Source organism: Lysinibacillus sp. JNUCC-52 (assembly GCF_015999545.1).
Classification (GTDB): domain Bacteria; phylum Bacillota; class Bacilli; order Bacillales_A; family Planococcaceae; genus Lysinibacillus.
Genome location: NZ_CP065546.1, coordinates 3933090 through 3947855, shown reverse-complemented (window position 1 = coordinate 3947855; position 14766 = coordinate 3933090). Strand labels below are relative to the sequence as shown.

Here is a 14766-nt window from a genome sequence, read left to right as displayed (position 1 = left end):
ATGAGGAGGAAATGGATGATGTCAAAAGTACAAGAAATCCAAAACTATTTACAAAAAAATCAAATCGATGCTGCTTTCGTTACGACTCCCGATAATGTCTTTTACGTATCTGGTTTCAAAAGTAACCCCCATGAACGATTACTAGGAGTGATGATTTTTAAAGAGGCTGAGCCTTTTTTAATTTGTCCACAAATGGAGATTCCTGATGCAAAAGCTGCAGGCTGGTCATATGAAGTCATCGGCCACCAAGATACAGATAATGCTATGGATATTCTTGCACAAGCAATAATTGCTCGTAATGTAAATCCGTTAACGTTTGCAATTGAAAAAGCACAACTTATTGTTGAGCGTTTAGAAGCTTTACAGCAATCATTTCCACAAGCAACTTTTGTACGTCTAGATGAAAAAATTAATGCAATGCGTGTAATTAAAGATGAAGATGAGTTAAACAAGCTTCGCAAAGCTGCACAACTTGCTGATTATGCAATTGAAGTAGGCTGTAAAGAAATTGCTGAAGGTAAAACTGAAATGGAAATTTTAACAGCTATCGAAAGTGCTATTCAAGAAAAGGGTTGTAAGATGTCCTTTGAGACAATGGTATTAAGTGGTCCTAAATCAGCTTCACCACATGGAAAACCAGGCGCTCGTAAAGTCGAAAAAGGCGATATGATTCTATTTGACTTAGGAGTAATTTACGATGGGTATTGCTCAGACATCACACGTACAGTTGCATTTGGAGAACCTTCTGAAGCACAAAAAGCAATCTATAATGCTGTATTAGCAGCTAATTCAAATGCAATTGCGGCAGTAAAACCTGGTGTACGTGCAATGGACTTAGATAAAATTGCTCGCGACACAATTACTAATGCAGGCTATGGAGAATATTTCACGCATCGACTAGGTCATGGACTTGGTATTTCCGTACATGAATTCCCATCAGTTACGGGCGCAAATGACATGGTAATGGAAGAAGGCATGGTGTTCACAATCGAGCCAGGTGTATACAAATCAGATGTGACAGGTGTACGTATTGAAGATGATGTTGTAGTCACAAAAGATGGAGTGGAAGTTTTAACAAAATACCCTAAAGACTTAATTGTTCTGTAATTGACAACGTTTTTTACAGATAGAAATACAATGTAGAGGGCGGACACATTAAAAGCGACCGCCGTAGCGGACATCAACACCATAGTAAAAAGAAGCAGGGACATATCATTAGCTATTTTTTCCTTGCAATAAATTAAAAGTTAACAGATTGTACTAGTTGATGGTAGCGAAGGCGGCGACTCCTGCGGGAACGCACGCATAGTAAGACGCAACAATCCGCGCGTTAGCGAGGGTTGCGGCTTACGGTGTGCCCGCGGAAAGCGACCGTCGTAGCGGACATCAACACCATAGTAAAAAGAAGCAGGGACATATCATTAGCTATTTTTTCCTTGCAATAAATTAAAAATTAACAGATTGTACTAGTTGATGGTAGCGAAGGCGGCGACTCCTGCGGGAACGCACACAACGTAAGACGCAACAATCCGCGCGTTAGCGAGGGTTGCGGCTTACGGTGTGCCCGCGGAAAGCGACCGCCGTAGCGGACATCAACGCCATAGTAAAAAGAAGCAGGGACATATCATCATTAGCTATTTTTTCCTTGCAATAAATTAAAAATTAACAGAGTGCACTAGTTGATGGTAGCGAAGGCGGCGACTCTTGCGGGAACGCACGCATAGTAAGACGCAACAATCCGCGCGTTAGCGAGGGTTGCGGCTTACGGTGTGCCCGCGGAAAGCGACCGCCGTAGCGGACATCAACGCCATAGCAAAAAAAGTGTTAGATTGACTATCAATCTAACACTTTTTTAAATTCGTATACTTGTAACGGTATCAACCGCCTATTTATTTTATAGTACTTGATTTTTATTTAATTAATTCATCAACATTTACATATGGCAAGCCTTGTGCTTCTGCGACTGCTTGATAAGTAATATGTCCATCTAATGCATTAACACCCTTTTTCAATGCTGGATTATCAATACATGCTTGCTTATAGCCTTTGTTTGCAATTTGCAACGCATATGGAATTGTATTATTAGTTAAAGCAATCGTTGACGTACGTGGCACAGCACCTGGCATATTCGCAACAGCATAATGTACTACCCCATGCTTAATATACGTTGGATCATCGTGTGTTGTAACGCGATCAGATGTCGCAAAAATTCCACCTTGGTCAATAGCAATATCAACGACAACAGAACCAGGCTGCATTGATTGAATCATTTCTTCCGATACTAGCTTCGGAGCTTTTGCACCAGGAATTAGAACAGCACCTACAACTAAATCGGAGCTTTTCACTGATTCTGCAATATTGTAAGGATTAGATATAAGCGTTTGTACATCGCGACCAAACATATCTTCTAATTGACGTAGACGTTCTGGACTTAAATCAATGACCGTTACATCTGCCCCCATACCAACAGCGATTTTTGCAGCATTGGTACCAGCAATTCCGCCACCAATTACAGTAACTTTTCCGCGTTGTACACCTGATACGCCACCTAATAAAATCCCTTTACCGTCATGATTTTTTTCTAAATACTGCGCACCAATTTGCGTTGCCATTTTACCTGCCACTTCACTCATTGGTGTTAATAAAGGCAAGGAGCCGTTTGCAAGTTGTACTGTTTCATAGGCGATACCTACAACTTTTTTATCTATTAATGCCTGCGTTAACTCACGCTCAGGCGCTAAATGTAAGTAGGTAAATAAGATTTGTCCTTCATAAAAGTAATCGTATTCCGATGCTACGGGTTCTTTTACTTTTAAAATCATTTCTTGAGCCCATGCTTCCTTTGCTGATGCAACAATGCGCGCACCCGCTGACACGTAATCTGCATCTGTAAAGCTCGAACCAATACCCGCACCCGCTTCAATATACACTTCGTGACCAGCATGCGTTAATGAGACAACCCCAGCTGGTGTCATTGCTACGCGATTTTCGTTGTTTTTAATTTCTTTTGGAATACCAATCTTCATATTTCCAATCCCCTTTCATAACCTATGAACTAAGCAATATTTCATCAAAATACGATTTCTCGTAGATGATGACCCCTTTGCACTTCCATCTTACCAAACAAGTGAAAAAAATGCTTTAATTAAAGCAAATACTAATTAAATTCATAACATTTTTAAAATACTAAATATTAATACTAATTGAGCGAATTAAGGTATTTCATAGTAAACGCCTTTACTTATTCACAAATTTTCTACGGAAAGTATTTCCTTTAGAAAATGATTTGGTATAATTACATTATACAAATAGGGAGGTAATACAAATGGCTAATCATTATAAAAGCATTGTAGTTGCAGTAGACGGTTCTAAAGAAGCGGAGTACGCTTTTCGTAAATCAATCGACGTTGCTAAACGTAACGAAGGTGCCGTATTAAACCTAGTAAACGTTATTGATACGCGTTCATTCGCTGCTATTGAAGCATATGATCGTTCAATCGCTGAACGCGCACAAGCTTTCTCAGAAGAATTATTAAATGGTTACAAAAAACAAGCTGAAGATGAAGGCTTAGCAAACGTAAACCTTATAATTGAGTATGGATCTCCTAAAAATATTATTACAAAAGAACTTTCTAAAATTGTAGATGCAGATTTAATTATTTGTGGCGCTACTGGTTTAAATGCAGTAGAACGCTTCCTAATCGGTTCCGTTTCTGAAGCAATCGTACGTTCAGCAAATTGTGACGTTCTAGTTATTCGTACACCAGAAGCTTAATAATGCAATACATAAAAAGGTATCCAAATTTGGATACCTTTTTTATTATTTCCCTTCTTGCCACATTTTCACTTTTTCAAAGAACATCGCAAGCGCTTGTTTATTTTGCATATTTGGAACTTTTGCCAACAATACTTCTTTTGGAGCTTTAAAAGCTTCCCCTTGTTTTTGTAAAATAACAATACTCTTTTCAAGTGATTTATTAGCAAACATCGTATCTGGCAATTGAATGATTGCTTGTATCCATGCGTGCTTTTGAATGTACTTATGCAGTTGCTTAGACTGTTCAGATTCAAAGAGATGCGTCGGAGCTAGGAAAAATAAATAGCCCCCATCTTTCGTATAATTAATAGATTGTTCAATAAATAAATGATGCGCATAACTCATTCCCTCAGATGCACAAAGCTCATAATCTAACGCCACTTCCTCATTCGGATAGTAACCGACTGGTAAATCACAAACAATGGCATCTACTGGATCTACTAATAGGTCTTGCAATGCATCCTGACGATATAAAGAAACTGGCTGTTCTGTTAAATCTGCTGTTGCTGCGGCTAATCGGATCAATAACTCATCTACCTCTACTCCAGATGCCTCTACTTTTCCATCGAGTAAATTCATGACCGTTAACAGTAAGTTACCAGTACCAACTGCTGGATCTAGCATTGTTAGTTTTTCTTTTGCTAATTGATCCGCAAAAATTTGTTCCACGAAATAGCCAACTAAAAGACCAAGCGTATCTGGTGTCATTTGATGATTCGGCTGTGAACCTTTACGCATACCTTTTAAAATTGCAATTTGAATGGACTTGCGCACATCTTCTTTCGTTGTACCTTGCTGTGAGAAATCTACATCCCCATCAAGCCAAGCCTCTAGTCCATCAAGTATACCTTCTAATAACGTCGTATTTTGCTCTTTTTCTATTTTTTCCGCATGCTCATTTAGCATGCCAAATAGTTTTTCAATCTTTTCCATACATAACTTCCTTTCACGCAGAAAAGAGCCGTGACAAACTCTGTCACAGCCCTTTTGTCTAGTATTATCTTAGCCTAAAAGAAGCAAATTATGCTAGTGCTTTAACTGCTGCAATTGCTGCTTCGTAGTTTGGATGATCTGTAGCCTCAGGTACATACTCGACATAAGTTACTTTTCCAGCTGCATCTACCACGAAAACTGCACGTGCTAGAAGACGTAATTCTTTAATATATACACCATATGCTTCACCGAATGATAGATCGCGATGATCTGAAACTGTTTGAACAGCATCAATTCCCGCAGCACCGCACCAACGTTTTTGTGCAAATGGCAGGTCAACAGATACTGTATATATTACTACGTTATCCCCTAAATTTGCAGCTTCTTCATTAAAACGACGTGTTTGTGCATCACATACGCCTGTATCTAAAGATGGGACAACACTAAATAAACGAATTTTACCTTCTGAATCCTTTAAAGAAACAGGTGATAGATCATTTGCTAATACTGTGAAATCTGGTGCTTGGTCTCCAACCTTTACTTCGTTACCAATAAGTGTTACTGGACCTTTTTTAAATGTAATTTGTGCCATGAAAACGCCTCCTAATCATCATATGTACATAATCTTACTAAATGTAGGGAATTAATTGCAACTAGGACAGCTTATCATAGTGTAAACTTTGTAATTGTTGCACTATAAGACCTATTTGCATTTCAAATTACAAAAGAAAAAGTGTTAGAATGACTGCAATCAATCTAACACTTTTCTATTCATTGTTGTGCGCGATGGCGGTGCTTTCCGCAGGCACAATGTAAGCCGCAACCGTCGCTAATCGCGCCGCCTGTTGCGTCTAACGTTTTGTGCTGTTCCCGCAGGAGGCATCGCTATCGCTACAAACAATTAATGGCCTATACAAATTGCATAAGAAAGAAATTCAAATCTTTACCTGCTCAAGATTCTTCAGGTTTCTCCTCTATCTTTTCAGGCTCTTTTGTATTTTCCTGAATGGGTGCTGTCGGTTGTGCAACAGGTTGTGCTGTTTCTTTCGCTACATATACCTTTTCATGGACAACCGTAGTATCGGCAAAATAATCATGTATGCCTTGGTTGTCAGGTAAAATCGCAACAAAAATATAAAGTGGCATAATTATGTTGCTAATTAAGCGACCAATCCATTCACGAAACAGCACGTCTGACCATGTAAGTTTGTCATGTTGTAGTGAAACAACACGTAACCCGAAAGCCATTTTCCCCAACGTTTGCCCTAAAAACTTTGTCATCAATACAAAATAACAGTAATAGAGAATAGCTGAAATAATGGAGATAGGTGCATACCAAATTGAATCCGATAACGACCAGTCCATTAAGTAAAATATCGGATTAACTACGATTCCTACAACAGCTGAAATAATTAATCCATCTAGGATAAATGCCCAAAAGCGCACCCAAAATCCTGCCGTCTTTAAATCATATTTCGTAGTCACTATTGGTGTGTTTTCCTTATTTAGCAATTGTTGTTCAATTGAGGGTGTCCCTTGCAAAACGAATTCATTGTTTGTCATGGTTTGCCCTCCTTAGTATTCACCATATAAGTACATCATTTTCGGTGCCTTGTATTCTGTCATAATTTTCATTAGCATTTTTTCTTCAGCTGATGGGCCAAAAAGAGAGCTTACTTTCATACCAATTATTGACGGTAGACCACCTTGATCATAACTGTATTCAAATAAGACGGCATCTTCTAAACCATAATCTTGACGTAAAGCTGCAATAGCTGCTTGCTCATCGCCAATTTCATCGATTAAGCCTGCTTCAAGTGCCTTTGTACCGCCAAGTATTCGACCATCCGCTACTTTTTTCACGTCCGCTTCAGACATATTGCGTCCTTGTTCCACAATATCAACAAACTCTTCATATGATTCATTAATCATATCCTGCATCATAGCACGTTCTTCTTCAGTAATTTCACGTGTTGGACTAAGCATGTCTTTATGTTGCCCAGATTTAAACGTTTCAAATTTCACGCCTACTTTTTCTGCAAGTTCCTGATAATTAATAGATTGCATAATTACACCAATCGAACCTGTTATCGTATCACGATGGGCATATATTTTATCCGCTGGTGCAGAAATATAGTATCCACCAGAAGCAGCCATCGAATCCATTGAAACGTAAATTGGAATTTGACGTTCCTCTTTAATTTGCAACAGTTTTTTATAAATTTCTGCCGATTCCTTTACGCCACCACCAGGTGAATTTACACTTAGCACAATACCTTGTACTGAATCATCATATAAAATATTGTCCAATTGATTTAAGAAAAACTGGTGATCATAAGCTACGGTTTGCCATAATGTGTTCGATCCAACATCTTGAATCGTTCCATCAACTTTTAAATAGGCAATCCGCTTACTGTAATCTTCACCTTCAATAACAGTTTCATAAACATTTAAATTATTTCCAGCGACAATGCTGTCAAAATTACTAAAGAAGTCTGATTTAAATATTGCAAAAATCGTATTAATTCCTAATGAAAATACTAACAACACAGCAGCTATAGCCAAGGCTATCCACCTTTTCACATTCATACAAACGCCTCCTCAACACGTTATACGTCTAAATTTCCAAAACGTTTCACTTTTAAGCAATTTTTATGTAAAAATGTTCTGTTGTTTATTATTTTACTATAAATAAATGAGGCTACAACAAAAAATCAAAAGTTCATAATAAAACATGAACTTTGATTATTCGCCTTTATTTCCTAGGAAATATTTATTGATGTGTATAATGAGCTTTTTCTTGTTGGCGTAATTCGACACGACGAATTTTACCCGATGCAGTCTTCGGTAAAGCATCTACAAATTCAATCGCTCGTGGATATTTATATGGGGCAGTCATTAATTTCACATGGTTTTGTAACTTTTTAATAAGCGTATTATCCCCTGTCTCACCTTCACGCAGGACAATAAATGCCTTCACAATATTTCCTCTTACTTCATCAGGGCTAGCAACTACAGCAGCTTCCTTTACTGTAGGGTGTTTCATTAATGCATCTTCTACTTCAAATGGACCTATTGTATAGCCTGAAGAAATAATGACATCATCTCCACGGCCCTCAAACCAAAAATAGCCATCGGTATCTTTATATGCACGGTCTCCAGTTATATACCATTCTCCGCGGAATTGTAGGCTCGTGCGTTCGGGATCTTGGAAATATTTTTTAAAGAGTGCAGGTGTTTCACGATGCACGGCAATATCCCCAACTACACCTTCAGACACAGGATTTCCAAGGTCGTCGATTATTTCTACTGTATTTCCTGGTGTCGGTTTCCCCATTGACCCGACGCGCGCTTCCATGCCAACCATTGTCCCTACAAGTAATGTATTTTCAGTTTGTCCGTAGCCATCTCGAACCTGGATATCAAATGTTTCTAAGAACACTTTTACAACTTCACTATTCAATGGTTCTCCCGCTGATACTGCTTGGCGGATTTCGCTTAAATTATAATCCTGTAAATTATTGAGTGCTGCCATAAATCGATACTCTGTCGGTGTACAACATAATACATTTACTTTAAATTTTTCAAGCAACGACAAATAAGTTGATGCATCGAATTTGCCTTTATAGACAAAGGCTGTTGCACCACTGCCTAAAGTTGCAAGGAACGGACTCCAAATCCATTTTTGCCATCCAGGTGCCGCAGTAGCCCATACTATATCATTTTCTTGTACACCTAACCAATTTGGTGCTGTTGTCCGTAAATGAGCATAACCCCAGCTATGCGTATGAACAGCTGCTTTAGGATTGCCCGTTGTTCCACTTGTATAGGCTAAAAAAGCAGTGTCTGTACTTTTTGTTGGTGTAGGATTCGTATAGTTTGTAGGATGCTCCTCCATTTTTTCAAGCAACGGTTGCCATGGGGCATGCGCATGACCAATTACATATTGCAAAATACCCTTTAGATTATTTACTTCATCAAATTGCTCAATATATGGCTCGTAAGCAATTATTCCTTTGGCATTTGCATGTGTAATGCGGTATTCAATATCCTTTGTGCGCAACATTTCTGAGCTTGGAATAATCGTTAAGCCCGCTTTCAATGCTGCTATGTATACGATATATGCCTCAACAGATCTTGGAACCATTACTAAAAGCACATCACCTTTTGTTAGTCCTTGCGAAGTAAATACATGGGCCGCCTGATTTGCTTTTTCAAGTAAATTTGCATATGTAATATGTTGAATTTCTTCATGATTGTTATAAACAATTAATGCTTTTTTAGAAGGGTCCTGAGCATACTTCTCAATCTCCTCAACAATGTTATACCATTCTGGTGCGATTAAATCCTGTCTTTTCATAATAACTGCCTCCTTATTGCTAGGTTTATTATAAAACTCATTTTTTATGATTTTCAATGGATGGACCTTATTTTCACAAAGTCATGACAATTATCATGGTTTATTATATGGCATCAGTCACTGCTTTCCAGATAATGATAAAATGCTATTGAATACTGAGAATAGGTATGTTACATTTTGGACAACTAAAAAATTCATGATTGCAGGGGGACTCATAACGAGTTGAGAAGGTAAAACCTGACCCTTTGAACCTGTTAGTTAATACTGACGTAGGGAGCAACACACATCTTATTACTGATGATAAGCTCTTTTTACGTGTACACTTCGCACGAAAAAGAGCTTTTTTGCATGCTTACGTCCATCCAAAAAAGGAGGACTACGATGATTTTTCAAACTATTCGTAAAAGACAGCCATTGATTCACTGTATTACCAATTATGTAGTTGCCAATTTCCAAGCAAATGGCTTATTAGCAATTGGTGCTTCACCTGTCATGGCCGATGAATCAACCGAAGTTGAAGAAATGGTATCGATTGCATCAGCCTTATTAATTAATATTGGCACGCTTACTACCCGTACAAAACAATCGATGTTCCTTGCTGGCAAAAAAGCAAACGCGCTAGGTATACCTGTGATTTTGGACCCTGTTGGTGTTGGGGCAACAACTTTACGAAAACAAACGGTACAGCAATTATTAGAAGCGGTTCACTTTGCTGTTATTCGTTGCAATATCGGTGAACTTGCCACGATTGCTAATGTTCATTGGCAACAAAAAGGTGTGGATAGTGGCAGCGGCTCCATATCTGTTGAAGATAAAGCACAAGAGATTTCTAAAAAATATAAGTGCATTGTCATTGTAACTGGTGAAAAAGATTTTATTACTGATGGTGAGCATTCTAAATGGATTATTGGTGGAAACGCTCGCATGACAGAAGTTACAGGGACGGGTTGTTTGTTAAGTGCTATTTGCTGTGCAGCTTATATGGCAGGTAATGAGCCATTTACTCAGTTGTGCCATACATTAACGAGCTATAAAAAAGTTGCTGAACATGCCGCTTCTTGTGCGCCATATAATGGTGATTTCGCAGTGTCCGTCTTAAATGAGCTTCACCGTTTATCGAAGGACGGTGAAAAATAATGCATATTGTGACGACAATAGCTGGCTCAGATAGCGGTGGTGGAGCTGGTATTCAAGCTGATTTAAAAACTTTCCAAGAATTAAATGTATTCGGGACATCCGTTATTACCGCTTTAACAGCACAAAATACTTTAGGTGTGAGCGGGGTGCTTCCAATTGATCAAGCTTTTGTAAATAAACAATTTCATTCACTGCTTGAGGATTTTTCAATTAGTGCAATAAAAACAGGCATGCTTTTCTCCTCAGATATAATTCATACTATTGCAGGAGCTATGTCTAATTTAAATATTCCACTTATCGTTGATCCTGTAATGATCGCCAAAGGTGGCGAAAACTTATTACAGCAAGAAGCAGTTGAGGCGTTAAAAAACGCTCTATTACCGCTTGCTACAATCGTCACACCTAACATCCCTGAAGCGGAGACGCTTACAGCAAGCAAAATACACAATTTATCAGACATCCAACAAGCTGCACAGTCATTATTAAAGCTAGGTGTTCAATGTGTCATTATTAAAGGTGGTCATCTACAGGATGATAACTTTGCAACAGATTATGTATTCTTCAATGATGGTAAAACATTTTCTATGCAATCTACTCGAATCGCAACGAAAAATACACATGGAACGGGATGTACATTTTCTGCTGCATTAACCGCTTTTATCGGTCAGAAAATGCCTTTAAAACAAGCGATTATTGAAGCGAAAAAGTTTATTCAGCTAGCCATTAGCCATGATTTATTGATTGGCAATGGCAATGGGCCGACAAATCATTTTGCTTACAAAAAATTTCTCGATACTTGTGAGGTAACCATTCATGAAACGTAGTGATTTACAGCTTTATTTTATAATGGGCACAGCGAACGTAAAAAATAGACAACCTTTAGAAATACTTGAATCCGCATTGCAAGCAGGCATTACGATGTTTCAGTTTCGTGAAAAAGGACAACAAGCATTGACGAATGAGCACTATGAACAATTTGCACGTCAATGTCAAAACCTATGCAGAAAATACAACGTTCCCTTTATTGTGAATGATGATATCGACCTTGCTCTAAAGCTTAAGGCAGATGGCCTTCACATTGGTCAAGACGACCATCCCATCTCACTAGTGCGACAAAAAATTGGACAAATGATTCTTGGTGTTTCGGTTCATACAGCCACTGAATTACAAATTGCTTTAACATATGGAGCGGATTATGTAGGGATTGGTCCTATTTATGCAACGACGTCCAAAAGCGATGCAAAACCACCTAGTGGAACTGAGTTTTTACAACAAGCAAGAAACATGTATCCGCAATTGCCGATCGTCGCAATTGGTGGCATCGACTGCAACAATGCACTTGCTGTTTTTAAAGCAGGTGCAGATGGCGTAGCGGTTATTTCAGCTATTTGCGAAAGCAATGATATTCAAAAAACAGTTTCAACATTCAAATCATCGTCTTTGTAATTTGCATTGTTGCACGTATGTATACAAGAAGTCATGGCATAAAAAAACTAAATTTAAACAAACTAAAACCAGTGCCTTTTACGGTCACTGGTTTTAAGTTCAATAATTGCTTATTCTGCAATTATTGGTTTTTTGGCATACCTTTTAATTGAGATTCTGCCATTTGTACAAGACGTTTAGTGATTTCACCACCAACGGAACCGTTAGCACGAGCTGAAGCATCAGCTCCTAATTGAACACCAAATTCTTGTGCAATTTCGTATTTCATTTGATCAAGTGCTTGTTGTACACCAGGTACTGCAAGCTTGTTTGAACTACCATTGTTGTTTGTCATGTCTGTCTCACCTCCTTGTGAATATAGAATGTGCGATATTTGTTTTTTAATACGAAAAAATTAAAGGTAAAATGTAACTCTAAAGGAAATAAGCTAGTAAATATTAAAAAAAACCGTCCCAAATACATTTTTGAGACGGTTTCCTTCTTATTAAATGGCGTTTTTAAATAAACGAAAAACAATAACGAATTTATTTGTTACGCACGTAATTTTTTTATAATAAATCTGCAAATTTATCTGTAGGCTGTTCTTTTTTCGGGAAAATGTACACTTCACGGTTTTTTACAGCACGCTCAATTAGGTCATCGAAATCAGAAAAGCTTTCATAATGCTCTACTTTTTCAAGCTTTGGTTTCGTTTTCGGACTAGCAGGCGTGAAGATCGTACAACAATCTTCAAATGGCTGAATTGACGTTTCATATGTGCCGATTTTCTCCGCAATTTCAATAATGTCTAATTTATCACTCGATATAAGAGGACGCAAAATTGGTGTATTCGTAACTGCGTTAATAGCTGTTAAGCTTTCAAGCGTCTGACTTGCTACTTGGCCAAGACTTTCCCCTGTGACAATAGCAAGTGCATTAATTTCTTCACGTACTTTATCTGCAACTTTTAACATCATACGACGCGTTGTAGTCATTGACACATTTGACGGCACTTTTTCTTTAATAAGCACTTGAATTTCTGTAAACGGAATTACATGTAATCGAATACTTGCACCGAATTTTGTTAGCTCATTTGCTAGCACTTTTACTTTTTCCAATGAATTTTGGCTTGTATATGGTGGGCTAAAGAAATGAATTGCTTCTAGACGTACACCACGTTTCATCATTAAATAACCTGCAACAGGACTATCAATTCCACCTGAAAGCATTAATAAAGATTTTCCGTTAGAGCCAACTGGCATTCCACCTGCGCCAGGAATCACTTGCGCCATCATGTAAGTTGAATCGTGGCGAACTTCCACACGTAGCTCTACATCAGGATGTTTCACTTTTACTGATAAGTTTTGATATTGAGGTAAAACATGTCCACCAATTTCACGCTGTATACTGTGAGAATCTAACGGGAATGTTTTATCTGTACGTTTAACTTCAACTTTAAAAGTTAATTGTTCATGTTTAAATGTATCCATAATCGTAATCGCAAGTTGTTTCATGGCATCCATATCTTTGTCACAAGCAGCTACTGGACTAAATGATTGAATCCCAAATATTTTTGGTAATCCTGCTAATAAAACATTCATTTGTGCCTCGTCTTGAATAGCAATAAACATACGATCACGTTCTGTACGAATGTGTAAATGCCCTAAATCTGCAAATGCATAGCGAATATTTTCACGTAAACGACGGATAAAATCCATTTTGTTACGTCCTTTTGTAGAAAGTTCGCCATAACGAATTAATATTTCTTTCCAAATCATAATAAAAGTTCTCCTTTTAGTTCCATCATTACTTTTTTAATAACTTGTATAAATTGTGCGATGTCTTCAGAAGTTACATGTGCGCCAAAGCTAACACGAATAACACCCTTTTTAAAGTGTTCATCAATATTTAATGCTTCTACAACATGACTTGTTTTTGTTTGCTTTGACGAACAAGCACTTGATGTCGATACAATGACACCATATTTTTGTAAGGCATTTATCAGTACCTCACCTTTTAAATCACGAACACTAAATGATAAAATATGAGCCGCACATTCTGGAGTAGATAAAATATGCACAACATCACCAAATTGCTCTAGCTCCGCCCGAATTTCCCGTTGCCAATTACGATATTTCTCTTGGCGTTCATTCATTGTTTCAACTGCAATACGAGCCGCTTTCGACAGCGCTACCGCTTGTGGAACAGCAACTGTACCACTACGCAAGCCAAATTCCTGTCCTCCACCTAATGCATATGGTTGCCATTGCATTTTTTTTTGGAATGCTAAGACACCTGAGCCTTTAAAGCCATGAATTTTATGCCCAGAGATTGTAATACAATCAGGACCTTCCTCACCTTTAAAAGTTAAAGGTAATTTACCGAAGCTTTGTACTGCATCAACATGAAATGCCGCTCGACTTTCTGCATGAACAATTGTAGCAGCTTCAAAAATAGGTTGAATTGCTCCCATTTCATTATTTACATGCATCATACTCACCAAAATAGTATCTTTGCGTATTTTTGCCTTTAGCTCATCTAATGAAATTACGCCTTGTGCATTGACACGTAAATACTCGATTTCAAAGCCTTCTTTTTCTAGCTGTTTGACCGATTCTAACACAGAAGGATGCTCAATTTCCGTAGTTAAAATATGTTTACCCTTATGTGTATTACCTCGTGCTAAACCAATAATTGCTGTGTTATTAGATTCGGTACCACCTGAAGTAAATAGCACATTTTTTGCGTCAGTCTTCAAAATATCTGCTACTTGCTCACGCGCACGCATTAATAATTCATTTGATTCTACACCCATCGCATGAATTGACGCAGGGTTCGCATAATACTGTTCATTCACTGCCATAAATGTTTGCATTACTTCTTTATAAGGCTTTGTTGTAGCACTATTATCAAGATAAATTGTATTAACCTTCATTATTTTTCACACACTTTCAAAACGTTGATTTAACGGTATTTATCATAACGCAATCTGTCGCGATTGACTACTATTATTCTAATTTAGTCATTTACCATCTCTTTTTGATGACCTATTTATTGAATAAACTACCAATAGTAAACTAGAATCTCACGTATT

Annotated in this window: 14 protein-coding genes and 1 riboswitch; of the genes, 5 read left to right on the top strand and 9 right to left on the bottom strand. The window is 37.9% G+C overall.

Annotated features, from left to right (window positions below; translation table 11 throughout):
* Window positions 1-18: 18 nt before the first annotated feature.
* Window positions 19-1107, top strand: a complete 1089-nt coding sequence (locus tag JNUCC52_RS19515; RefSeq protein ID WP_337982242.1) for a M24 family metallopeptidase — start codon at window positions 19-21, stop codon at window positions 1105-1107.
* Window positions 1108-1910: 803 nt separating this feature from the next.
* Here the strand turns inward: JNUCC52_RS19515 and ald are convergent.
* Window positions 1911-3026, bottom strand: coding sequence for an alanine dehydrogenase (gene ald / locus JNUCC52_RS19510; protein WP_337980601.1), 1116 nt, complete (start codon window positions 3024-3026; stop codon window positions 1911-1913).
* Window positions 3027-3325: 299 nt separating this feature from the next.
* Here ald and JNUCC52_RS19505 point away from each other — a divergent pair, with 299 nt between their 5' ends.
* Complete coding sequence (locus tag JNUCC52_RS19505) at window positions 3326-3775, top strand: universal stress protein (protein ID WP_139860572.1); 450 nt, start codon at window positions 3326-3328, stop codon at window positions 3773-3775.
* A gap of 45 nt (window positions 3776-3820) precedes the next feature.
* Here the strand turns inward: JNUCC52_RS19505 and JNUCC52_RS19500 are convergent, their stop codons facing one another.
* The 5 genes from JNUCC52_RS19500 to mbcS all read right to left on the bottom strand — a co-directional run bounded on the left by JNUCC52_RS19500 (window position 3821) and on the right by mbcS (window position 9110).
* On the bottom strand, window positions 3821-4750 hold the full coding sequence (locus JNUCC52_RS19500) for a class I SAM-dependent methyltransferase (RefSeq protein ID WP_139860574.1): 930 nt from the start codon (window positions 4748-4750) through the stop codon (window positions 3821-3823).
* An 88-nt stretch (window positions 4751-4838) separates the two neighbouring features.
* A complete protein-coding gene (gene tpx / locus JNUCC52_RS19495) occupies window positions 4839-5342 on the bottom strand; it encodes a thiol peroxidase (protein ID WP_139860576.1) in 504 nt (167 codons plus the stop codon).
* Between the two features lie 359 nt (window positions 5343-5701).
* The gene (locus JNUCC52_RS19490; RefSeq protein ID WP_173477547.1) at window positions 5702-6313 is read right to left on the bottom strand and encodes an RDD family protein; all 612 of its coding nucleotides are present in this window, start codon (window positions 6311-6313) and stop codon (window positions 5702-5704) included.
* Window positions 6314-6325: 12 nt separating this feature from the next.
* On the bottom strand, window positions 6326-7339 hold the full coding sequence (gene sppA, locus JNUCC52_RS19485; protein ID WP_337980600.1) for a signal peptide peptidase SppA: 1014 nt from the start codon (window positions 7337-7339) through the stop codon (window positions 6326-6328).
* A gap of 184 nt (window positions 7340-7523) precedes the next feature.
* Entirely contained in the window at window positions 7524-9110 is a 1587-nt protein-coding gene (gene mbcS / locus JNUCC52_RS19480) for an acyl-CoA synthetase MbcS (protein ID WP_337980599.1), read from the bottom strand.
* Window positions 9111-9304: 194 nt separating this feature from the next.
* Window positions 9305-9403, top strand: a riboswitch (TPP riboswitch).
* Between the two features lie 88 nt (window positions 9404-9491).
* Here mbcS and thiM point away from each other — a divergent pair.
* The 3 genes from thiM to thiE are packed head-to-tail and all read left to right on the top strand — an operon-like array spanning window position 9492 to window position 11693.
* On the top strand, window positions 9492-10247 hold the full coding sequence (gene thiM, locus JNUCC52_RS19475; protein WP_337980598.1) for a hydroxyethylthiazole kinase: 756 nt from the start codon (window positions 9492-9494) through the stop codon (window positions 10245-10247).
* Window positions 10247-11071 carry a bifunctional hydroxymethylpyrimidine kinase/phosphomethylpyrimidine kinase gene (gene thiD / locus JNUCC52_RS19470; protein ID WP_337980597.1) on the top strand — a complete coding sequence of 275 codons (825 nt, stop codon included), beginning with the start codon at window positions 10247-10249 and terminating at the stop codon, window positions 11069-11071. Before thiM ends, thiD begins: the two co-directional genes overlap by 1 nt.
* Window positions 11061-11693 carry a thiamine phosphate synthase gene (gene thiE / locus JNUCC52_RS19465; protein ID WP_337980596.1) on the top strand — a complete coding sequence of 211 codons (633 nt, stop codon included), beginning with the start codon at window positions 11061-11063 and terminating at the stop codon, window positions 11691-11693. Before thiD ends, thiE begins: the two co-directional genes overlap by 11 nt.
* A 121-nt stretch (window positions 11694-11814) precedes the next feature.
* Here the strand turns inward: thiE and JNUCC52_RS19460 are convergent, their stop codons facing one another.
* From JNUCC52_RS19460 to JNUCC52_RS19450, 3 genes are all read right to left on the bottom strand, one after another.
* Entirely contained in the window at window positions 11815-12027 is a 213-nt protein-coding gene (locus JNUCC52_RS19460; RefSeq protein WP_173477551.1) for an alpha/beta-type small acid-soluble spore protein, read from the bottom strand.
* Window positions 12028-12241: 214 nt separating this feature from the next.
* Window positions 12242-13450 (bottom strand): tRNA uracil 4-sulfurtransferase ThiI, encoded by a 1209-nt coding sequence (gene thiI / locus JNUCC52_RS19455; RefSeq protein ID WP_337980595.1) that lies wholly within the window; start codon window positions 13448-13450, stop codon window positions 12242-12244.
* Complete coding sequence (locus JNUCC52_RS19450; RefSeq protein WP_337980594.1) at window positions 13447-14607, bottom strand: cysteine desulfurase family protein; 1161 nt, start codon at window positions 14605-14607, stop codon at window positions 13447-13449. Before JNUCC52_RS19450 ends, thiI begins: the two co-directional genes overlap by 4 nt.
* Window positions 14608-14766 lie beyond the last annotated feature (159 nt).